Here is a 20,997-nt window from a genome sequence, read left to right as displayed (position 1 = left end):
TTTTTACATGCTTCTTTTTTGCTGGCGGTAGTTTCCCGGTGTAATCCCTTCCAGCTTCTTAAATGATCTGATGAAATTTTGCGAGTTTTTATATTTCAGCTTTTCGGCAATGTCCTTGACCGCCATGTCTGTTTCGGCAAGCCAGCTTTTTGCCATATGGTGTCGGTAGCTTGAGACATACTCGCTGAATGAAATACCCATTTCTTTTTTGAAGATGCTGCTTAAATAATTTGGGTTGTAATGCAACCTGCGCGCGATTTCGTCCAGTGTCAATTCGGATTCAAACTCATGATGGATGATATGAATGATGTTGTCGGAAATATTTTTGTACTGGGCATCCGCGCGGGTGTTCACTTTGTCTGTCATCGGATCAATAAACTCATTCTTTAGCCAGTTTTCGGTATCCTCGAACGTTTTCAGCTCAAAAATTTGGTCATACAGCATTTTGTTTTCTTCAAGCTCAAACAATTCGATCCCGAGCACATGCATCAGCTCAATCACATGGTTCAAAAAACGGGCGATGGCGATTTGAAATTGATACGGGTTGGTGTTCTGGGTGAAGATGGCTTGCAAAATCGCGTGCAGGCATTTATCCGCTTTCTCCTTGTCTCCTGCTTTAACGGCATCGAACAGCTCATGCTGAAGCTGCTTTGGAAAATGGGTTTTGAAGGTTTTTTTCTGGTCAAGGTCTTCGTAAAAGATGATCGACTTGTTTTCCGCTTTAAGCCGGTATTTCAACGCTTCTGAGCCTTCCGCATAGGCTGTTTTCGCTTTTGTCAGCACATCAAACGGCTGGCTGATGCCGATGCTGACAGACAGCTGCAGCTCAGCTTCCGCTTTTTCCTGAATCATCCTTGCAGTCTCATTCAGCTCAGCCATGAATTCTTCCTTTGTCCCGCTTTGGTTGATCAAAATCGTCGCCTGCTGTTTGTCAACTACGGCGGGGGCAAGATGTTTGTCCGTCGGGATGCTGCGCTCAATCAGGCTGTTGACGGCAAACAAAAGCAGATCCATATCTTTTTTCTCATAAGGCGTATGATTCAGTGTGTCAATTTGGAGCACAAGCAGGGCAAGGTGCCGCCAATTTTGCTTTAAGCCGAGGCTTTCAAAGCGGTTATCGACCTCCTCATCCGTCAGTTTTCCAAGCATAAGCCTGACCATAAAATATTGCTGCAGATGAGTGGCCTGCTGCTTCATCGTTTCCTCAAGGTCGTCATTTCGGTCCTTCAGCTGTTTAAAGCTCTGTTCAATTAACTCAAATTCATTTTGAGGAGTCTGTTGTTTCTCTTGTATGGCTCCATGTCTTGCGAATGATTCGTAAAGCACCCTGATCGGCTTGTAAAAATGGCGGGAGCCCAGCCAAGAGAACAATAATGAAAGCGTTAACAAAATAAGGCATACTGCAAAAGTGATCCAGCCGATTGATTTGGCTTCTTTTTTTAGCTCAGGCAGGGAAACGAGAGAAAAATAAGTCCATGTATTATAGTCAGATTTTTGATAGGTGACTTTATAATGAATCCGGTCAATCACTGTTTCAAACTGTCCGCTATTGGCGTTTTGCGCCAGCACTTTTTGGACAAAGCCGTCGTTATGAAGAGATTCACCAATGTCAGACATGTTGTTATGAAGGATAATGCGGCCTTTTTCATCGATGATAAACAGGTTGTTGGCGTTTGAATAGCTAGGCATATTTTTGACAAGCGAACAGCTCGGAATGCTTGCGGCGGCCAATCCTTTTGTATTTGTGCTGTTCAAAGGAAGCTGCTTAATTAAATTGATATTGTAGCGGCAGTTTTCTGATGTGCCTTCTTTGGTTGAAATCAAATGATTGTTTTCCTCAAGCGTCCAATAGGAGCGGCTCGCTTTGTGTTTCGTGTACGCTGAGGCTGCTTCATGAAGAGTGTCTGTATTCAAACGGTACAAACCGGAATTGTTCATGTACCATTTTTTCGTATAACTGACTAACGTCATGTTGGACAGGTCGGTATCAAAGCTTTGCAGATAATTGAGCTCTTGGTTTACTTGGTTATAGATTTGAAATTGGTCTGAGTGCAAAGGCTCGGACAATGTGCGAAGGAGAGGCGGCGAACTCACATAGTGGGTTAAAGAGTGATCGACGGTTTTCAATATATGTTCGATGCTTTGCTGGGTCTGCTGGAGTGTGTCGAATTTTTCCTCCGAAACGTTGGAAATAGCCGTTTTCTGAGAGTGCTCGTACGAAAACAATCCGACCAAAATAACCGGAATGGTGCTGAGCAGGCAGAAAAACGTGATCAGTTTGTAGTAAAACTTGTATTGGCTTCTTTTCATAAAACCCCCCCATTTCATAACATCCACTTCACCTTAATACAATTAATCCAAAGATTGATAGATATTGTCAATAATCATTTTCTAATATCGGTGTCTTTTTTTCAGGTGGACCGGCTGAACCCTTGATTATAAAGGGATAAAACAGGATGTGATCATATGATTGTAGACGGACTTTTGCCTGCTGCGCTACAGTGAATGCAAGAACCCGTGAAAGGAGGCTGGGAAAAAATGAAAACAGCAGAAGCGCAAGCGCCGGCTGTTGATACAGTCATTTTTAAAAAAGAAAAAAGAAAGCGCTTACTAAGTAAGCTGATTCAGCAAAAATATTTGTACTTGATGATTTTGCCGGGGTGTATTTATTTTTTGCTTTTTAAGTATGTCCCGATGTGGGGAATTGTGATTGCGTTTCAGGATTATCAGCCGTTCCTCGGCATTTTGGGCAGTGAGTGGGTGGGGCTGAAGCATTTTATCAGGCTGTTTACTGAGCCTACATTTTTTCTCTTGTTAAAAAACACGCTCGTGTTATTTGCTTTGAACCTGGCCATATTTTTCCCGGTGCCGATACTGCTGGCGCTTCTATTGAACGAAGTGCGGATTGCTCTCTTTAAAAAATTTGTTCAGACGCTGATTTATATCCCGCATTTTATGTCTTGGGTCATTGTTGTATCGCTTTCGTTTGTGCTTTTAACGGTAGACGGAGGCTTGATTAATGAACTGATTGTGTTTTTTGGCGGTGAAAAAATCAATTTTCTGCTGAACGAAGAATGGTTCCGGCCCCTGTATATTCTGCAGGTTATCTGGAGGGAAGCAGGCTGGTCGACGATCATTTATCTGGCGGCCATTACAGCGGTTGACCCCCAGCTGTATGAAGCGGCGAAAATGGACGGAGCGGGACGGCTGCGGCAAATGTGGCATATTACGCTGCCCGCCATTAAAAGCGTTATCGTCGTTTTGCTGATTTTGAAAATCGGAGACACGCTGGAGCTTGGCTTCGAGCATGTGTATTTGCTGTTAAATGCGACTAACAGGGAAGTGGCGGAAATTTTTGATACGTATGTTTATACTGCAGGGCTGAAACAGGGCCAATTCAGCTACAGTACAGCAGTCGGCGTATTTAAAGCGGCGGTCGGGCTGATTTTGGTCATGCTAGCGAATCGTTTAGCGAAGAAATTTGGCGAGGAAGGAATTTATTAAGAAAGGGATGGGATCAATGGATCAATCAATCGCTGTAAAATCGCCTCTTACGTACGCGGAGGCATTGGCAAAAACCATTATGAATACGTACACAGTCCAGGAGCTGCCTCCTGCAAACCGCTGGCACTACCACCAGGGTGTTTTCTTATGCGGTGTATTGCGGCTGTGGGAAGCAACCGGGGAAAAGCGGTATTTTGAGTATGCGAAGGCCTATGCAGATCTCTTAATCGATGATTATGGCAATCTATTATTTAGAAGAGATGAACTGGACGCCATTCAAGCGGGTCTCATTCTTTTTCCATTATACGAGCAGACGAAGGATGAACGGTATGCCAAAGCGGCAAAAAGGCTGCGCGGTTTATATGGAACACTGAACCGGACGTCTGAGGGCGGTTTTTGGCACAAAGACGGTTATCCATACCAAATGTGGCTTGACGGCTTATACATGGGGGGGCCGTTCGCACTGAAATATGCCAATCTGAAGCAGGAGCCGGAGCTGTTTGATCAGGTCGTGCTGCAGGAGTCATTGATGAGAAAGCATACGAAGGATGCAAAAACCGGACTCTTTTATCACGCCTGGGATGAAGCGAAAAAAATGCCTTGGGCCAATGAAGAGACAGGCTGTTCACCGGAATTTTGGGCACGTTCCATCGGCTGGTACGTCATGTCTCTTGCTGACATGATTGAAGAGCTGCCGAAGAAGCATCCAAACCGTCATGTGTGGAAAAACACGCTGCAGGACATGATGGAAAGCATCTGCTGCTATCAAGACAAAGAGACGGGGCTATGGTATCAGATTGTTGATAAGGGAGACAGGTCTGATAACTGGCTGGAAAGCTCAGGATCCTGCCTGTACATGTACGCATTTGCGAAGGGAATCAATAAAGGCTATTTAGACAGAGCTTACGAAACAACACTGCTAAAAGCGTATCAAGGCTTGATTCAGCATAAAACCGAAACATCAGAAGACGGCGCGTTTCTCGTCAAAGACATATGTGTCGGAACGTCAGCCGGTTTCTATGACTATTATGTCAGCCGCGAAAGAAGCACAAACGACCTGCACGGGGCTGGTGCGTTTATTTTGGCTATGACAGAGCTGGAGACTCTTTTTAGGTCAGCAGAGAAATGATGACAGGTATACGTACGGCTTTGTGTGTGATCGTCTCAGTCCTCTTTTTGGCATCATGCTCAAGCAGGCCGGACGGAATGCATGTCATTCTCTTTTCTGATATGCAGGCTGGCGTACAGGAAAAAATAAAAAAGGCCGCCGAGCAGAATGCCGGGAAGGTCGATATCTTTCCAGCTTTTCAGGAAAAACTGCTGACTGAAATTACCGCTCATGAGGGAGATGTTTTCATCGTGCCTGAAGACATGTTTCAAGCTTACGATGATCCGGAAAATTTTCAGCCGTTAAACGGATTGCCTCCTGAAAAAACATCTCCTTATACAACTGTTAATAAAAAAACAGGAGAAAAAACGATCTATGCCGTTCAGATCGAAAAAGGGAAAAAACAGCTGAACGGCTATTCTTTTCAATTGAATCGCGATATGGCGGCGTTTATCCCTGTGTATGCTGAAAAAACAGAGGAAGCGCTGCAGCTGATTTCTCAACTAACTGAAGCCCGATAGAGGTGAGGATATTGAAGAACATCGTCTTTTGCGGATTGAGCAGCAGAGCATTCAGTATGTTTATCAAACCGCTGTTGGAGCGGTTTTCAACTCATTATGAGATTACGGGATTGCTGGATGCCGATCCGAAACGTTTTGCCGTTTGCAAGAAGAAATTTCCCGAGCTGGCCCACGTGCCCGAGTTTAGCGAAGATGCTTTTGACGAGATGATGCGCGTGTCAAAGCCTGATATCGTCATTGTGGCAGGCAGGGACGATACGCATGTCACATATATTGTAAAAAGTCTTCAGTGGAATACAGATGTGATTACTGAAAAACCAATGGTGACAACAGTGCAGGATGCGAATCGGGTGCTTGAAGCGGAGGCCAAAAGCGAAGGAAAAGTCACCGTCGCGTTTAACTATCGCTACAGCCCGTTTCATCGGAAAATAAAAGAAATGATTCTGGACGGAAAAATAGGCAGGGTCACCTCCGTTGATTTAAATTGGTATATTGATACGTATCATGGCGCCAGCTATTTTAAACGCTGGAACAGGTCGAGACAGTTTTCCGGGGGCCTTTCTGTCCATAAATCAACACATCACTTTGATCTCGTCAATTGGTGGCTCGGGCAAAATCCGGAAGAGGTATTTGCTTATGGCGCCTTGAATTACTATGGGCCGGACAGTGAGTGGAACCCCTTGCCGGAAGAAGACGGGCGTTTTTGCGGGACGTGCCGGGTCAAAGAAAAATGCCACTACTATTCAAGGTGGCATCCCCGTTCCTCTAAAGCTTCTATAAAGGATGATCATCTCGAAGCAGGAGACCAGTCTAGCTTATACACTTCATACAGGCCTGACGCGTGTATTTTTGACGAGGAAATTGACATCGAGGATACGTACGTGGCGGCAGTCAAATATGATGGCGGCGCACTGTTAAGCTACTCGATTATTTTTTCGGCACCGTATGAAGGCTACCGGCTGACGATCAACGGCACAAAAGGGCGTATTGAATCAAATGAATTTCACGAACCTTCCAGAATTCCGTTTGCTTTTCCTGAGCAGACAATCGAATACTATCCGCTTTTTGAATCAAAGCAGACGATACAAGTGGTCAAAAATGAAGGGGGGCATGGCGGAGGTGATCCGCTTTTGCTTGAGGATCTTTTTTTAGGAAAAGACCCGCTGCGCCGCTATGATATTTTAGCCGGGGCTGAAGCTGGAGCCTACTCCATCGCGGTTGGTGAGGGAATGTGGCGCTCGGTTGCCGAAAAGAAGCCGATCGGCATGAAAGAGCTTTTTCAGATGCAGAATGTATAATGCAAAAAAGGAGGGGGCGCCATGGAACATGATGGCTCACTGGGACGGATGCTGCGTTTTTGCGAATGGATTATGAGATTTGCGTATACAAACTTGCTGTGGCTGTTTTTTACGTTACTCGGTCTCGGCGTGTTTGGCATCATGCCCGCGACCGCGGCTTTATTCGCTGTCATGCGGAAGTGGATCCAGGGGCAGGACAACGTTCCGGTGCTCAAAACGTTTTGGCAGGAATATAAGGGTGAATTTTTTCGTTCAAATCTGCTCGGCGCTGTACTGGCGCTCATCGGAGTGATCATTTATATTGATTTGGCCTTCATCTATCCAAGTCATTTCCTTCTGCACATCCTGCGCTTCGCCATTATGATATTTGGCTTTTTGTTCGTATCCATGCTTTTTTATGTGTTTCCGCTGCTTGTCCATTTTGACTGGAAAAAACGTCTGTATGTGAAATTTTCGCTCTTGCTCAGTGTGGCGTATTTGCAATATACGCTTGCTATGCTTGCGCTGACTGTTGCTCTTTTTTTCTTGCTTGCGTACCTGCCGGGCATTGTCCCTTTTTTCAGCGTCAGCCTTATCAGCTACTGTCATATGCGCATTGTTTATGCCGTGCTGCTGAAAGTGGAGCAGCACGGCGGCGAGCCACAGAGGAAATCCCATATACGGAAAGCTTTTTATCCGGAAACGAGATAATCATCATTTCTCTATCATAACGCTGTTCCAAACGGAATAGATTGATAGAGAAAGGAGAGCGGATAAAATGCTGAAGGTAGCGGTATTTGATGAAGAGCATGAAAAAGACTTACAGACGGAAATCAATTCATTTTTAAAAGGGATATCGGAGGAGCAGCTGATTGATATCAAATATACGGTTTCGGCGGCGTGCGACCCAGATGGCGAGCAGCTTTACTGTTTTTCCGCCCTTATTTTATATCGCAAATAAAAAGATCTTTCCGCAGGCGCGGAAAGATCTTTTTGGTTAATATGCTTTTTTCACTCTAGGACTTCTCGGTTTATCGAGTTTCTCCGCTTTTTTGATCTCTCTTCTTTCTTTTGAGAGCGATTGATAGAGAGAGGCAATCATCAGCAGGATAACGATAGAAAACGGCAGCGCTGCCAGAATCGCTGTGTTCTGCAAAGCGGCAAGCCCTCCGGAATATAGGAGCACAGCCGCCATGGCGGACTGAATGATACCCCAGCTGAGTTTCACAGAATTCGCCGGATTTAAAGAACCGTACGACGTCTGCATGCCCAGCACGAATGTAGCTGAATCAGCAGACGTGATAAAGAATACTGCGATCAGAATCAATGCAAGGATCGATGTCACCATTGTCAGCGGATAGTGATCAAGTGTTCCGAACAGCATCGTTTCAGTGGACAGCTTTGCTACATTGAACGTGCCTTTTTGCTGGAGATCCATGGCTGATACGCCGAAAATGGAGAACCATAGAAATGTCAAAATACAAGGTGTCACCAAGACGCCAATTAAAAATTCTCGGATCGTCCGGCCTCTGGATACACGGGCGATGAAAATGCCGACAAATGGAGACCAGGAAATCCACCATGCCCAATAGAAAATCGTCCAGCTGTTAATCCATTCGCGTTTTTCAGGATCGTTCGGTGTCAGTCTGAAGCTCATTTGAACGATATTTTGAATGTATTGTCCGATAGAATCTGTAAATGAGTTCATGATCAGCACTGTAGGCCCGACAACGAGCATAAACAACATTAACAATCCGGCCAATACCATGTTTGTGTTGCTTAAATACTTAATTCCTTTTCCGAGTCCGCTCCACGCAGAAAGTAAAAAGAGCACTGTCACAATAATGATTAAAATCAATTGGACGATAAACGCATTCGGAATGCCGAACAGGTAATTCAAACCGCCGTTAATTTGGGTTGCGCCAAGACCAAGACTTGTTGACACCCCGACAACAGTGGCGAAAACTGCAATACAGTCAATGGCCTTTCCGATCGGTCCGTTTACTTTATCCCCGAGAATCGGTGACAGTGTGCTGCTGATTAACCCGGGTGCGCCTTTGCGGAATTGGAAATAGGCAATGCATAATGCCACAATGGCATAAATGGCCCAAGCGTGCAAACCCCAGTGGAAAAACGTATAGCGGAGTGCATCTCTGAAGGCTTGGGGGGTTTCTGTTTCACCTGATGGAGAGCTAATTGCGTAATGGCTGATCGGTTCAGCCGCACCGTAGAATACTAAGCCGATTCCCATGCCTGCGCTGAACAGCATGGCAAACCATGATAATAACCCGAATTCCGGTTTTTCATCAGGCTTTCCGAGTTTGATTTTTCCGATCGGGCTGAAAATCAAAAAGAGACAAAACCCGACAAACAAAGAGACAACTAAAAGATAATACCAACCAAATGAATCGGTAATAAATGCTTGTGCCGATTGAGACACATTTTGCAGGCTGTCAGGAGAAATAACACCCCATAATACAGCTGCAGCTGTGATTGCAATCACAATCCAAAATACACTAGATATATGTTTCAACATTTCTCACCCTCTAATTTTTTGTGTACGCCTATATCTTGCTCGCAGGCTTAGTATGGTCGTACGATGGCAGCTCATTCCTCTCTTAAAATTACCCCGCAATCAGGTGAAACAAAACAAGTCTCACCCTAACATGAATGCGGGGAATGTTCAAATGTGAGTTTGGCGGCAAGAGATTTAAAGAGTAATGATTAAGAACGGGCGTATTGCCCGGCATTTAGCCCTGCAAGCCTGCCTGTGACAAGGGCGGAGGTAATATTGTATCCGCCTGTGTAGCCGTGGATATCCAGAATTTCACCGCAAAAATAAAGCCCCTCCATTTTTTTAGAAGCCATCTTTTTCGGGTCAATTTCTTTTACAGATACCCCGCCTCCCGTGACAAATGCCTTATCAAGCGACAGTGTGCCATTTGCGAGGACAGTAAACTGCTTGCAGTCCCTTACAAATTGTCTGAAAGGATCCTTCGGCAGCTCAGAAAACGATACGTTCGGAGAGATGCCGTTTTTTTCGAGCAGGAATAGGAGATAGCGCTCCTGCATCCAAGGCTTCAGCACGTTTTTAATGGTTTTTTTCGGTGCTTCCTTCAGTTCTTTATACATCTTTTGGAAAAGCGTTTCTTCATTGATATCCGGATACAAGTCGATTCTGATCGGCACTTGAGGCTGTTTTTTCAGCTCTTTTACGACAAATTGGCTGCATCTGAGAATGGCAGGTCCTGAGAGGCCGAAATGGGTAAACAGCATGTCCATTTTATGTGTGATAATCGGTTTGCCTTTTTTATTTAACACACTGACGGCTACATCTCTTAGTGATAAGCCCTGAAGTGTTTTTTGCTTAATGAACGGTTCGCCAGAAGTGACGGGAACCTCTGTCGGAAACAGCTCTGTTATGGTATGGCCCGCGGCTTCAGCCCATTCATAGCCGTCTCCCGTGCTTCCGGTATGAGGCACGCTTTTACCGCCTACAGCGATAATGACTGCCTGGCTATGGATCATTTCGCCATTATTCGTCACAATCCCTGCTGCCTGTCCATCTTCATATAAAACAGATTTAATTTTCTCGTTCGTTCTGATTGTTACGCGGAGCTGCTTCAGCCTGTTTAACAGCGCGTCAACGACACTTTGGGCTTTGTCGGTCACAGGAAACATCCGGCCGTGATCCTCTTCCTTCAATTGAATGCCGAGGTTTTCAAAAAACTTGATAATGTCCTCATTATTAAATTCAGAAAACGCGCTGTATAAAAAACGCCCGTTGCCGGGAATGTGCTTGATAATTTCTTCCACAGGAAGGCGGTTCGTCACATTACAGCGGCCGCCCCCGGAAATCGCGAGTTTCCGTCCTAATTTATTTCCTTTATCTATCAGCAACACGCCAGCGCCCTGTTCTCCTGCTGCAATCGCAGCCATCAAGCCTGAAGGGCCTCCGCCGATTACGATTACGTCATATTGTTTCATCTTTATCATCAACTTTCTTTTCATTTCGTGTGCGGACACCCCGTCCGCAGTACTATTATAGCGAAAGAAAGCCGCTCCTTAAACGTCTTTTGCCGCGGACATGAATGTTCACAGGATTGCTTTTGTATTTATTACCGTCTAAATGCCCAGTTGTGGTAAAATAGAAAAGTTGAATCTTCGTAGAAAATGGTGATGAAGAAACATGTCAAGCAAACTGTTAAGAGGCACGTTTGTATTAACGCTCGGTACATATATATCGCGGATTCTGGGGATGGTCTATTTAATTCCCTTCAGCATTATGGTCGGGGCGACAGGCGGTGCATTATTTCAATACGGATACAACCAATACACTTTATTTTTGAATATTGCTACGATGGGCTTTCCGGCCGCTGTTTCTAAATTTGTTTCCAAATATAATTCAAAAGGGGATTATGAGACAAGCAGGAAAATGCTCAAGGCGGGCATGTCGGTTATGCTCGTCACAGGAATGATAGCCTTTTTCATTCTGTATCTATCGGCTCCGATGTTTGCGGAAATATCGCTGGGAGGCAAGGATAATAACGGCCTGACAATTGATCATGTTGTTTATGTCATCCGCATGGTCAGCTTAGCGCTTTTGGTCGTACCGATTATGAGCCTTGTCCGCGGATTCTTTCAAGGGCACCAAATGATGGGTCCGACAGCTGTTTCCCAAGTCGTTGAACAGATTGTCCGCATCATCTTTCTATTGAGTGCGACATTCTTGATTTTGAAGGTTTTCAACGGCGGCCTTGTCATCGCTGTGGGCTATGCAACCTTCGCAGCGCTGATCGGTGCCTTCGGAGGGCTGGTCGTGCTTTATATTTATTGGAACAAACGGAAGGGCAGCCTGCTGGCGATGATGCCGAATACGGGTCCGACAGCAAACCTAAGCTACAAGAAAATGTTTTTCGAGCTGTTCAGCTATGCTGCTCCGTACGTTTTTGTCGGACTAGCCATCCCTTTGTATAACTATATTGATACAAATACGTTTAACAAAGCGATGATTGAAGCCGGTCATCAAGCCATCAGCCAGGACATGCTTGCGATTCTAACCCTGTATGTTCAGAAGCTCGTGATGATCCCGGTTTCCCTAGCAACTGCTTTTGGACTGACATTAATTCCAACGATTACTGAATCGTTTACAAGCGGAAACTATAAGCTGTTAAATCAGCAGATTAATCAAACGATGCAGACGATCCTGTTTTTAATTATTCCGGCTGTTGTCGGGATCTCTCTATTGTCAGGACCGACGTATACGTTCTTTTACGGGTCAGAGAGCCTTCATCCTGAACTGGGGGCAAACATTTTGCTTTGGTATTCGCCAGTCGCAATTCTGTTCTCTTTGTTTACAGTCAACGCAGCTATTCTGCAGGGCATCAATAAGCAAAAATTTGCGGTTGTCAGCCTTGTGATCGGTGTCGTGATCAAGCTTGTGCTGAATGTTCCGCTGATCAAGCTGATGCAGGCTGACGGAGCGATTTTAGCGACGGCGCTTGGATATATCGCTTCCCTTTTATATGGGTTTATCATGATTAAGCGCCATGCAGGCTATTCGTATAAGATACTTGTTAAACGAACTGTTTTGATGCTGGTCTTATCAGCCATTATGGGTATTGCCGTGAAAATCGTGCAGTGGGTATTAGGCTTCTTTATTTCCTATCAGGATGGCCAGATGCAAGCTGCGATTGTTGTGGTGATCGCGGCCGCTGTTGGCGGAGCTGTCTACCTGTATTGCGGCTACCGATTAGGATTTTTGCAGAAAATTTTAGGCCGCCGTTTGCCAGGTTTCTTAAGGAAAGGCAGACATGCAGGCTGATGAACTAGATATGATGAAACTGAGGGCTCGCATGCTGCGGGCTTTCTTTTATAAAGGAGAGATTGGGAATGAGACTTGATAAGCTGCTTGCCAACAGCGGGTATGGTTCCAGAAAAGAAGTCAAAGCCGTTGTGAAGGCTGGAGCCGTGATGATCGACGGCAAACCTGCCAAAGATGTAAAGGAGCACGTTGATCCTGATACGCAGGAGGTGACCGTATACGGGGAACCGGTTGATTATCGAGAGTTCATTTATCTTATGATGAATAAACCGCAGGGCGTGCTGTCGGCGACTGAGGACAGCCGGCAGCAAACAGTGGTCGATCTGCTGACGCCGGAGGAGATGAGATTTGAGCCATTTCCAGCCGGCAGGCTTGATAAAGATACAGAGGGCTTTTTGCTGCTCACAAATGACGGCCAGCTCGCACATCGGCTCCTTTCTCCTAAAAAGCATGTTCCAAAAACGTATGAAGTCCATTTAAAATCACAGATTTCTCGGGAAGACATTTCCGATTTGGAAACGGGTGTCTACATAGAGGGCGGCTATAAAACAAAGCCGGCAAAAGCGGAAATCAAAACAAACGACAGTGGCAATACCGTTATATATCTGACAATTACAGAAGGAAAATACCATCAGGTCAAGCAAATGGCAAAGGCAGTCGGCAATGAAGTGGTTTATCTGAAGCGGCTTTCGATGGGACGCGTTTCCCTAGATCCCGCTCTGGCACCCGGAGAATACCGTGAGCTGACAGAGGAAGAGCTTCATTTGCTAAATGAGCCGCAAGCATGACAAAAACCCCGCATACCGAATGCGGGGTTTTATTTATAAGCACACAAAAACAAGGCTCAGTAGTTTCTTCGCCCTGTTATCTATCGGACCGCTCTCAGGCGGCCCTATGTAATTTTCAATTTATGAGGTAATCTTTACTTTCTTTCTCGTTGTCTCCCACTTGCCACGGCTTGGACTATGAACAAGATCATTATATGCCAACACATTTAAGTCTCTTTGAATCGTTCTAGGTGTAATGCCGAATTCGTCAACCAGTTCCTGTGTTGTCACAAGACCTTTTTCTTGAATAAACATGTAAACTGATTTGATTCGAGTTAGCATACGGTTTGTTGAAGGTTTCAAAAAACCACTCCCTATCATAAGATCGGATGGACTTGACTAACCACAACTCACGACTATCAACTGCGTACGAAATAGCAACAAAGGCAGACATCTGTAATTGTTAAAATAATTCGCCCTCATTATACACGATATTGCAGTGATGAATCTAGGGATAACTCCTATTAATTTTTTCCAATTTCGCGTTGGGCAGCCATCCTTGTTGGATTACTATGTATTTCGGCTCAATATTATTATGGTTAAAGAAACTTTTTTTATTCTATTTCGTAGTAAATTTTGGAGGTGGGAGAGTTTTGACAAATTTGCTTGAAGCTTCAATAGAACAGGCCGGGTATACAAGCCGAAAAAAAGTGCTCACCGATGTTTTTCTGGAAGTCAGAAAAGGGGAACTGGTTGGACTGATCGGAGCTAACGGCGCAGGAAAAAGCACCGCAATCAAGGCGATACTCGGCCTTTCAGAAGATTTTAAAGGGCATATTGCCTGGAACGACTGTTCATTTGCATATATTCCGGAGCATCCGTCCTTCTACGAAGAACTGACGCTGTGGGAGCATTTGGATCTGATCAGCACACTTCACGGCATTGAAGAGAGTGAATTTGCGCATCGGGCCCAAAGCCTGCTGCAGACGTTTTCGCTAGATCATGTCAAACATGAGCTGCCTGTCACCTTTTCGAAGGGCATGCAGCAAAAACTAATGCTTATCCAGGCCTTTCTCTCTAAGCCGGATATGTATGTGATTGATGAACCGTTTATCGGCCTTGATCCGATATCGACGAAACGCTTTGTGGACATGCTTAAGGCTGAAAAAGAACGTGGAGCCGGAATTCTTATGTGCACGCATGTACTCGATACCGCGGAAAAAATCTGTGACCGGTTTTATATGATTGAGAAAGGTTCATTATTTCTCCAAGGCACGTTAAAAGATGTTCAGGACAAGACCGGATTAGAGGGGCAGTCATTGCTTGACTGTTTTTATAAGGCAGTTCAAGGTGATCGGCTATGAACGGGCGTACGCTCTTTTTTCGAAGGCTGTTTGACTATTATAAGTATCAGTTTAAAGTGTTGCATGCGGTCATTGACTGGACAGTCGCTCTCTATATCGTTTTGCCGGCGATTGCTTTTGTCATCTATCAGTATATTGATTTGATGAACGGAAGAGGCCTTCTTTATGAGTGGTCTGAAGTGGCGGAATGGAGATGGCTGTATGCTGTGTGTGTGCTGATCATGTTTACAGGTTCGATTCGTACATTTTTAATGGAAGCGGACAAAGTGTTTTTGCTGCAAAAGAAGGAAATCATCTATCAGCTCAAACGGTATGCGCTTTTGTATTCTTTTCTGGCCACGCTGGCTAAATGGCTGCTTCTCTTTTTCATTGTCCTTCCCTTGATCAGTCATTCTGTTCTCATCACATTCGCAGAAAGCACTGCTCTATTGTGTTATTTGTTTGGCCTTCATATATTCTTTTTATCCTTAAAGCAAGACAGGATCAGAAAGCCGCGCTCCATTTCGAGATGGATTGGCGATACCCTTGTCAGAGCTATTCTTTTTGCTGGTTCTGCTATCCTGATTGTTTTTACTGAGCGGCACTTGCTTGCGCTTTTTGGCATTTTATTTTTGTTTTTCTCAGTTATCCGCAGTTTGAAAAAGACAGCCTCGTTCACGGCTTTTGAAGCTGAGGTGACTGAAGAGAAAAAAAGCAGGCTTGCCCTTGCAGGACTTGTGATGATGATGAGTCAGGAGGCGGGAATGCCAAAAGTAAAAGACAGGATGAGAAGAAAACCATTATTATACCGAAATTCAAAAAGGATATTTAAAAGACGAACGATCTGCACAGGCTATAAGGAGTTGTTTTTTAAAGTTATGCTGAGGAATGGCGAGTATGCAAGGCAGATGTACATGCTACTGTCAGCTTTCACTGTTCTCATATTTGTTTCCCCAATTTGGCTGAAGGTGATTGCGCTGCTGGTATACACAGGGGTTTGCCGTTATATCCTGACGCTTATTTTTGACAAGGTCATGGATGCCCCTTTTTTAATTGGCACCGATAAGGAAAGTGATGAATATTATCGGGCCAGAAAAAGCTGTATCAACATCCTGCACTATGCGTTTGCCGCCTGTTGTTTTTTAGCGGCCGCTGTCTCTTTATTGTTTACATAAAAAACCCAAACGGCGACGTTTGGGTTTTTTGGTCTATCCTTATAAAATAAACAGCTGGATGAAAAACAGAATGGCGAAAACGATGACGAGCGGATGAATCTCTCTCCATTTTCCCCGCGCCGCTTTTACAATTGGGTACGAAATAAAGCCAAGCGCGATTCCTGTAGAAATGCTCGAGGTCAAAGGCATGGCTAGAATGACGAGAAACGCAGGAAATGCCTCGTCCATCTCTTTCCAGTTCATATTGGAAACTGAGCCCATCATCAGGCTGCCGACGATAATCAAAGCAGGCGAGGTGATGGCGGCTATACCTGACAAGGCGCTGACAAGCGGACTGAAAAACATTGAAGCCGCAAACATCACCGCGACAGTCAAAGCCGTAAGCCCCGTTCTTCCCCCGGCTGCGACACCGGCGGAAGACTCGATAAATGCAGTCGTCGGACTTGTGCCGAAAACAGCTCCTACTGTCGTCGCGGTTGAATCAGCAAGCAGCGCTTTTCGCACGTTCGGCAGCTTGTTGTTTTTCATCAGCCCGGCTTGCTCGGCAACTCCGATCATCGTGCCTGTCGTATCAAAAATGGTGACTAATAGAAAAGAAAAGACGACAGCGTACAGGCCGTGATGAATGACATCGCCAAAAGCGGTAAATGGATTTGAGATCATCAATCCTTCCGGCAAATGAGGAAGCGACATAAATCCCTTTGAAAAATGGAGCTGACCGGTGAAAAAGGCGATCAAAGCGGTAGCTGCCATTCCGATAAATAAAGCGCCGCTTACATTCAGCACCATCAGGACCACGCTGATCAAAAGGCCGACCAGCGTTAAGATAACACCAGGTGAATGCAGATTGCCGAGAGTGACCAGGTTTGACTCATCAGCTGCCACAATTCCCGCTTGACGCAAACCGATAAAAGCAATAAACAGCCCGATCCCTGTTGTGATCCCGTATTTTAAATTGTTTGGAATCGCTTCTATAAGTTGTTTTCTTAAAGGCGTTAACGATAGAATAATGAAGAGAACCCCTGCTGTAAATACTGCGCTGAAAGCTGTTGCGTACGTGATGCCGCCATCGCTTGCGCTTACGACATGAAAGGCTAAATAAGCGTTCAAGCCCATGCCGGGCGCAATAGCAATCGGATAATTTGCTGCCAGGGCCATCCACAGCGTTCCGACAATGGAGGCAATAATCGTTGCGGTGAACACCTGGTCGAAAGGAACCCCGGCGTTAGCCAGAATGACCGGATTGACCACGACGATATAGACCATTGTGAAAAAGGTCGTCAGCCCTGCTATGATTTCTTGCTTTATGGATGTTTGCTGCTCTTTTAGATGAAACATAGTATCCTCCAATTACGAACGTTTTAACAAAACACCATTAATATTATTCGTTTTATTTGGTTTTTGCAAGTCATTTCTTGCGGAAAGGGGATCATTATGAACTGGGAAGTTGAAGTGATCAGAAAAAAAGAGGATTTAATTCGTGATACACAGGAATTTTTGAGAATCAACAGTGTCATGGACGAAACAACCGCCGGACCCGGTAAACCGTTTGGAGAAGGGGTAAATGCCAGCCTGACTTCATTGCTGGAGCTTGGAGAAAAAGAAGGCTTTACAACAAAAAATCTTGACGGCTTCGCAGGTCATATTGAATGGGGGGAGGGCGATGACATTATCGGCGTACTTTGCCATGTTGACGTCGTGCCGCCGGGAGATGGGTGGACGAGTGATCCATTTTCAGCTGAAATCCGCAACGGACGGATTTATGCAAGGGGCGCCATTGATGACAAAGGCCCGACAATGGCGGCATTCTACGCGCTGAAAATCGTGAAAGACATGAATTTGCCCCTGTCCAAGCGAGTCAGAATGATTATCGGAACAGATGAAGAAAGTGATTGGAGATGCGTAGAGCATTATTTCAAGCATGAAGAAATGCCAACAATGGGCTTTGCGCCTGACGCCGATTTTCCGATCATTAATGCGGAAAAAGGGATCATCGATGCTTCTTTACTTATTCCGCACCGCCCAAATCAAGCTGAACCAAAGGCAGTGCTTGTCTCGTTTCAATCAGGCCTTCGCTTAAACATGGTGCCCGACGCTGCGGAAGCTGTCATTGAAGGGCCGAAAAATGAAGAGATTCTGTCTTCATTTAAAGACATGCTCCGCACGACGGACCAAAAAGGGGAAGCTGCAATAGAGAACGGACAGCTCATTTTGCGTATGTACGGTCTTTCCTGCCATGCGATGGAACCGAACAATGGGATCAATGCCGGCATTTTATTGTGCGAATTTCTCCAGCAGACTGAGCTTGACGATGCAGGAAAGCGGTTTGTGCAAGTTGTGACAGATAAGTTCTCAGGTGATACAAGAGGAAAAAAACTGGACATCGACTGTGAGGATGAAATCAGCGGAGAGCTGACATTAAATGTCGGAACACTGCGCTATAAAGAAGGGCAAGGAGGCGAGCTCGGGATCAATATCCGCTATCCTGTGACAGCAGAAAGCAAAGTGATCCGCGATACATTCGAAAGCGCATCTGAATTTGAGCTGGGAGAATTCAAAGACAGCAAGCCGCATCACGTGTCCGCAGATCATCCGTTAGTCAAAACCCTGCAAAAGGTTTATGAAGGCCAGCTGGGTAAAAAAGCTGATTTAATCTCAATCGGCGGGGGGACTTATGCGAGATCCTTAAAAGCCGGTGTCGCGTTCGGCCCGCTGTTCCCCGGACGCCCTGACAGCGCACACCAAAAGGATGAATATATCGAAATTGATGACCTGCTGAGATCGACAGCGTTATATGCTCAGGCCATTTACGAGCTTGCAAAATAAAAGGACCGGCTTCTGCTGAAGCCAGTCCTTTTTTTAAATAAATGACCATAAATCAGTTGATAAGTACCGTTCTCCTGTATCAGCTGTCATGCAGACCACAACTTTGTCAGGAGAGAGGCGTTTCGCTGTTTCGATTGCCGCGAAGCAGGCAGCGCCTGATGAAGGACCGACAAGAATTCCTTCTTCAGCAGCAAGCCGTCTTGTCGTCGTATACGCGTCTTCATCAGAGATTTTGATAATTTCATCATAAACGTCTTCATTTAAAATCGGCGGTATAAAGCCTGGGCTCGTTCCTACAAGTTTATGAGCGCCAGGTTTTCCGCCGGATAATACAGGCGAACCCGCTGGCTCAACAACATGGACCGTGATATCCGGAAAAAGCTCTTTGAGCGCCTCACCTGTTCCGGTAATGGTTCCGCCCGTTCCAGAGGAGGCTACAAAAGCGCCGAGCGGTTTTCCGATTTCCTCTATTGCCCGGGCGATTTCAGGCGCTGTTGTTTTCCGGTGCGCATCAGGATTGGCAGTGTTATCGAACTGCATTGGAATATAGCTGTTCGGAATTTGTTCGGCAAGCTCCTTCGCTTTTTTGATGCTGCCCGGCATTCTTTCCTCTCCGGGAGTTAATACAACCTCTGCGCCGTAAGCTTTAAGCAGGTTGATCCGTTCCTTCGTCATTGTATCAGGCATAACTAAAATTGCTTTATATCCGCGTGCTGCCGCATTCATGGCGAGCCCGATGCCGGTATTTCCGCTTGTCGGCTCTATAATAACTGATCCCGGCTTGAGTAAACCGTTTTGTTCAGCTTCTATGATCATTTGATAAGCGGCTCTGTCTTTCACACTGCCGCTCGGATTGAAAAATTCAAGCTTTAAATAGACTTGTGCCGCATTTTCCGGCTGAAGCCGATTCAATCTCACTAGCGGTGTATCTCCTATCAGATCAGCTGTGTTTGCAACGATTTTCAACATTGTCATTCCTTTCTGAATAAAACAAGTGTCATATAATATCCTAACATAATAAACGTTTGTGCGAGAGTGTTTTCATACACTATTCCTCTATCCGCACAGCCTCTTTATTGATAAAATAATAGCTGTCAAAGAAGGGAGTGTCAGACGGATGCCAGATATACGGCCTCATTATTTCATCGGCGTTCCCATACCTGAGGGAATTGCAAATCCGATCTACCAGGCTGCGAAAAACGAACCGGTATTGGCGTTTCAAAAATGGGTGCACCCGCTTGACTATCATATCACGTTAATTTTTCTCGGAGCGGCGGATGAGACACAAATAAAGAAGCTTGAAGGTTCGCTAGCAGAGATTGCTTCAGAAATTGACCCATTTTCAATTGAGTTTGGCAAGATAGATGTATTCGGCGACCGCAGAAGGCCGCGCGTTTTACATCTGGAGCCAAAGAAAAACAAAACGCTTGATAGACTGCGGGAACATACGAAGCAGGCTGTCCTTCAGGCCGGCTTTCAAGTGGAAAAAAGACCGTATCATCCTCATATGACGCTGGCAAGAAAATGGACAGGCGAAGAAGGATTTCCAGCTCATGTTCCGTTTGAAAGCGGCGAGGTTTCGATGATGGCTGAGCGGTTTTCGCTCTTTCAAATACACTTGAACCAATCACCAAAATACGAGGAAATATTCAAATTTCAATTATCTTAATTCATTGCGGAGTGGAGAAACAAACATGGCACAAATCATCAAAATTCATGATTATATATCAAGATATGAGCTTGATCCGTACCATTATATCAACCAGTTTGTACGTCTGAAAAAAGAGCGCTGGCTTTCACTAGTAGAAGCAGCGGAACGCCAGCATGAAGAAAGGCAAGCCAGAGCTGAAGAACCGGAACCGGTGCAGAAACGAAAAAAATTTTCATTGAAAAGAAGAAAAGAAGAGATAAAAGCCGATATACAAGAAGAGAGACACCAATGGTTTGAGGACGAAGAAGATATTCATGTAAGGCTCCCGAAGAGCAGGGTGGCGCTTGCTTCTTTTTATAAAAGGCATTTATATGATTTTCAGCTCAAATGGGCAAGCTCTACTCTTTCAGAAATATCTCAACTCTCAAACCAGGTGAAGCAGGACCGCATTTTGCGTTATCTGACCCAGCAGCTGCCTGATTCTTATTTTATTATGTATAAGCCTGTGCTGAAAATTCAGCAGGCGGCGGTTGAATTAAGCATTGTGATTATTTCTCCTCTGGAAATTTATTGCGTTTCTTTTTTAGAGGCTGAGGAAGACAGTGTCTACATAGGGTCTAAAAATCGTTTTTGGGACAAGAAAACAGCCTCTCAGACTGCATCAGTGTTAAATCCAGGGCTTAGCCTGTTTCGTACGGACTCGGTTGTGTCAAAGATCGTAAAGGAAAAACAGGCTGAGATCCCGGTTCGAAAATTGCTTCTGAGCAGAACGTCGTACATCGATTACCCGGAGCCGCCATACGGCTTAGAAATAGCGGATAAGCGGAGCGCGGAAGAATGGATTGAGCGGCAGAAGAAAAACACTGCTCCGATCAAACATCATCAGGTAAAGGCTGCAAAGGCTCTATTGTCTTACTGCATGTCTGACTCCTATCGCAGACAGGAGTGGCTGGAGTAAAAGAGAACGATTTGAGCGGTTTTCTCATAACATAAGCAGGTGA

The 20,997-nt window shown here is 45.2% G+C and carries 19 protein-coding genes; 13 read left to right on the top strand and 6 right to left on the bottom strand.

All coding sequences use genetic code 11. From position 1 onward, the window contains the following. Positions 1–3: 3 nt before the first annotated feature. Complete coding sequence (locus NSQ12_RS15940; protein ID WP_217024339.1) at positions 4–2,328, bottom strand: helix-turn-helix domain-containing protein; 2,325 nt, start codon at positions 2,326–2,328, stop codon at positions 4–6. Positions 2,329–2,538: 210 nt separating this feature from the next. Between NSQ12_RS15940 and rmgP the strand changes: the two genes are divergently transcribed. The 6 genes from rmgP to NSQ12_RS15910 all read left to right on the top strand — a co-directional run bounded on the left by rmgP (position 2,539) and on the right by NSQ12_RS15910 (position 7,371). Next, positions 2,539–3,504, top strand: a complete 966-nt coding sequence (gene rmgP / locus NSQ12_RS15935) for a polygalacturonan/rhamnogalacturonan ABC transporter permease (protein ID WP_015251423.1) — start codon at positions 2,539–2,541, stop codon at positions 3,502–3,504. Positions 3,505–3,511: 7 nt separating this feature from the next. Beyond that, on the top strand, positions 3,512–4,633 hold the full coding sequence (gene rmgQ / locus NSQ12_RS15930) for an unsaturated rhamnogalacturonyl hydrolase (protein ID WP_162868979.1): 1,122 nt from the start codon (positions 3,512–3,514) through the stop codon (positions 4,631–4,633). Beyond that, on the top strand, positions 4,630–5,133 hold the full coding sequence (rmgS, locus tag NSQ12_RS15925) for a rhamnogalaturonan transport/degradation protein RmgS (protein WP_116316202.1): 504 nt from the start codon (positions 4,630–4,632) through the stop codon (positions 5,131–5,133). The genes rmgQ and rmgS overlap by 4 nt, the downstream gene beginning before the upstream one ends. An 11-nt stretch (positions 5,134–5,144) precedes the next feature. Then, entirely contained in the window at positions 5,145–6,431 is a 1,287-nt protein-coding gene (locus NSQ12_RS15920) for a Gfo/Idh/MocA family oxidoreductase (protein ID WP_116316203.1), read from the top strand. Between the two features lie 21 nt (positions 6,432–6,452). After that, positions 6,453–7,121: a YesL family protein gene (locus NSQ12_RS15915; RefSeq protein ID WP_015251427.1), complete on the top strand. Its 669-nt coding sequence runs from the start codon at positions 6,453–6,455 to the stop codon at positions 7,119–7,121. A gap of 67 nt (positions 7,122–7,188) precedes the next feature. After that, on the top strand, positions 7,189–7,371 hold the full coding sequence (locus NSQ12_RS15910) for a sporulation protein Cse60 (protein ID WP_003223398.1): 183 nt from the start codon (positions 7,189–7,191) through the stop codon (positions 7,369–7,371). Positions 7,372–7,407: 36 nt separating this feature from the next. Here the strand turns inward: NSQ12_RS15910 and opuD are convergent, their stop codons facing one another. After that, positions 7,408–8,946, bottom strand: a complete 1,539-nt coding sequence (opuD, locus tag NSQ12_RS15905) for a glycine betaine transporter OpuD (protein WP_339175119.1) — start codon at positions 8,944–8,946, stop codon at positions 7,408–7,410. A 188-nt stretch (positions 8,947–9,134) separates the two neighbouring features. Beyond that, on the bottom strand, positions 9,135–10,397 hold the full coding sequence (locus NSQ12_RS15900) for an NAD(P)/FAD-dependent oxidoreductase (protein WP_003229222.1): 1,263 nt from the start codon (positions 10,395–10,397) through the stop codon (positions 9,135–9,137). Between the two features lie 202 nt (positions 10,398–10,599). Between NSQ12_RS15900 and murJ the strand changes: the two genes are divergently transcribed. After that, positions 10,600–12,234, top strand: coding sequence for a lipid II flippase MurJ (murJ, locus tag NSQ12_RS15895; protein ID WP_110109462.1), 1,635 nt, complete (start codon positions 10,600–10,602; stop codon positions 12,232–12,234). A gap of 68 nt (positions 12,235–12,302) precedes the next feature. Further along, a complete protein-coding gene (locus tag NSQ12_RS15890) occupies positions 12,303–13,022 on the top strand; it encodes a pseudouridine synthase (RefSeq protein WP_003229226.1) in 720 nt (239 codons plus the stop codon). Positions 13,023–13,142: 120 nt separating this feature from the next. Here the strand turns inward: NSQ12_RS15890 and NSQ12_RS15885 are convergent, their stop codons facing one another. Then, entirely contained in the window at positions 13,143–13,364 is a 222-nt protein-coding gene (locus tag NSQ12_RS15885; protein WP_003152337.1) for a DeoR family transcriptional regulator, read from the bottom strand. A 290-nt stretch (positions 13,365–13,654) separates the two neighbouring features. Between NSQ12_RS15885 and NSQ12_RS15880 the strand changes: the two genes are divergently transcribed. Then, entirely contained in the window at positions 13,655–14,365 is a 711-nt protein-coding gene (locus NSQ12_RS15880; RefSeq protein ID WP_003229230.1) for an ABC transporter ATP-binding protein, read from the top strand. After that, positions 14,362–15,519 carry an ABC transporter permease gene (locus NSQ12_RS15875; RefSeq protein ID WP_003229232.1) on the top strand — a complete coding sequence of 386 codons (1,158 nt, stop codon included), beginning with the start codon at positions 14,362–14,364 and terminating at the stop codon, positions 15,517–15,519. The genes NSQ12_RS15880 and NSQ12_RS15875 overlap by 4 nt, the downstream gene beginning before the upstream one ends. Before the next feature lie 39 nt (positions 15,520–15,558). Here NSQ12_RS15875 and pbuO read toward each other — a convergent pair whose 3' ends face one another. After that, a complete protein-coding gene (pbuO, locus tag NSQ12_RS15870) occupies positions 15,559–16,857 on the bottom strand; it encodes a hypoxanthine/guanine permease PbuO (RefSeq protein WP_003229234.1) in 1,299 nt (432 codons plus the stop codon). 96 nt (positions 16,858–16,953) lie between these two features. Between pbuO and pepV the strand changes: the two genes are divergently transcribed. Next, complete coding sequence (pepV, locus tag NSQ12_RS15865; RefSeq protein ID WP_004399126.1) at positions 16,954–18,345, top strand: dipeptidase PepV; 1,392 nt, start codon at positions 16,954–16,956, stop codon at positions 18,343–18,345. A 33-nt stretch (positions 18,346–18,378) separates the two neighbouring features. On the opposite strand, the gene cysK is transcribed toward pepV, so the two are convergent. Continuing rightward, a complete protein-coding gene (cysK, locus tag NSQ12_RS15860; protein WP_003229237.1) occupies positions 18,379–19,314 on the bottom strand; it encodes a cysteine synthase A in 936 nt (311 codons plus the stop codon). A 148-nt stretch (positions 19,315–19,462) separates the two neighbouring features. On the opposite strand from cysK, the gene thpR reads away from it, so the two are divergent. Next, a complete protein-coding gene (gene thpR / locus NSQ12_RS15855) occupies positions 19,463–20,014 on the top strand; it encodes an RNA 2',3'-cyclic phosphodiesterase (protein WP_160245741.1) in 552 nt (183 codons plus the stop codon). Between the two features lie 25 nt (positions 20,015–20,039). Beyond that, entirely contained in the window at positions 20,040–20,954 is a 915-nt protein-coding gene (locus NSQ12_RS15850) for a hypothetical protein (protein ID WP_029726421.1), read from the top strand. Positions 20,955–20,997 lie beyond the last annotated feature (43 nt).

Source organism: Bacillus sp. PS95, from assembly GCF_037963565.1.
GTDB lineage: Bacteria > Bacillota > Bacilli > Bacillales > Bacillaceae > Bacillus > Bacillus subtilis.
This window is presented reverse-complemented; position numbering and strand designations above follow the sequence as displayed.

Excerpts from the sequence above, each read along its gene's own strand:
- NSQ12_RS15940 (WP_217024339.1), bottom strand. The coding sequence starts at position 2,328 with ATGAAATGGGGGGGTTTTATGAAAAGAAGCCAATACAAGTTTTACTAC.
- rmgP (WP_015251423.1), top strand. The coding sequence starts at position 2,539 with ATGAAAACAGCAGAAGCGCAAGCGCCGGCTGTTGATACAGTCATTTTT.
- rmgQ (WP_162868979.1), top strand. The coding sequence starts at position 3,512 with ATGGGATCAATGGATCAATCAATCGCTGTAAAATCGCCTCTTACGTAC.
- rmgS (WP_116316202.1), top strand. The coding sequence starts at position 4,630 with ATGATGACAGGTATACGTACGGCTTTGTGTGTGATCGTCTCAGTCCTC.
- NSQ12_RS15915 (WP_015251427.1), top strand. The coding sequence starts at position 6,453 with ATGGAACATGATGGCTCACTGGGACGGATGCTGCGTTTTTGCGAATGG.
- NSQ12_RS15910 (WP_003223398.1), top strand. The coding sequence starts at position 7,189 with ATGCTGAAGGTAGCGGTATTTGATGAAGAGCATGAAAAAGACTTACAG.
- opuD (WP_339175119.1), bottom strand. The coding sequence starts at position 8,946 with ATGTTGAAACATATATCTAGTGTATTTTGGATTGTGATTGCAATCACA.
- NSQ12_RS15900 (WP_003229222.1), bottom strand. The coding sequence starts at position 10,397 with ATGAAACAATATGACGTAATCGTAATCGGCGGAGGCCCTTCAGGCTTG.
- murJ (WP_110109462.1), top strand. The coding sequence starts at position 10,600 with ATGTCAAGCAAACTGTTAAGAGGCACGTTTGTATTAACGCTCGGTACA.
- NSQ12_RS15890 (WP_003229226.1), top strand. The coding sequence starts at position 12,303 with ATGAGACTTGATAAGCTGCTTGCCAACAGCGGGTATGGTTCCAGAAAA.
- NSQ12_RS15875 (WP_003229232.1), top strand. The coding sequence starts at position 14,362 with ATGAACGGGCGTACGCTCTTTTTTCGAAGGCTGTTTGACTATTATAAG.
- pbuO (WP_003229234.1), bottom strand. The coding sequence starts at position 16,857 with ATGTTTCATCTAAAAGAGCAGCAAACATCCATAAAGCAAGAAATCATA.
- pepV (WP_004399126.1), top strand. The coding sequence starts at position 16,954 with ATGAACTGGGAAGTTGAAGTGATCAGAAAAAAAGAGGATTTAATTCGT.
- cysK (WP_003229237.1), bottom strand. The coding sequence starts at position 19,314 with ATGTTGAAAATCGTTGCAAACACAGCTGATCTGATAGGAGATACACCG.
- thpR (WP_160245741.1), top strand. The coding sequence starts at position 19,463 with ATGCCAGATATACGGCCTCATTATTTCATCGGCGTTCCCATACCTGAG.
- NSQ12_RS15850 (WP_029726421.1), top strand. The coding sequence starts at position 20,040 with ATGGCACAAATCATCAAAATTCATGATTATATATCAAGATATGAGCTT.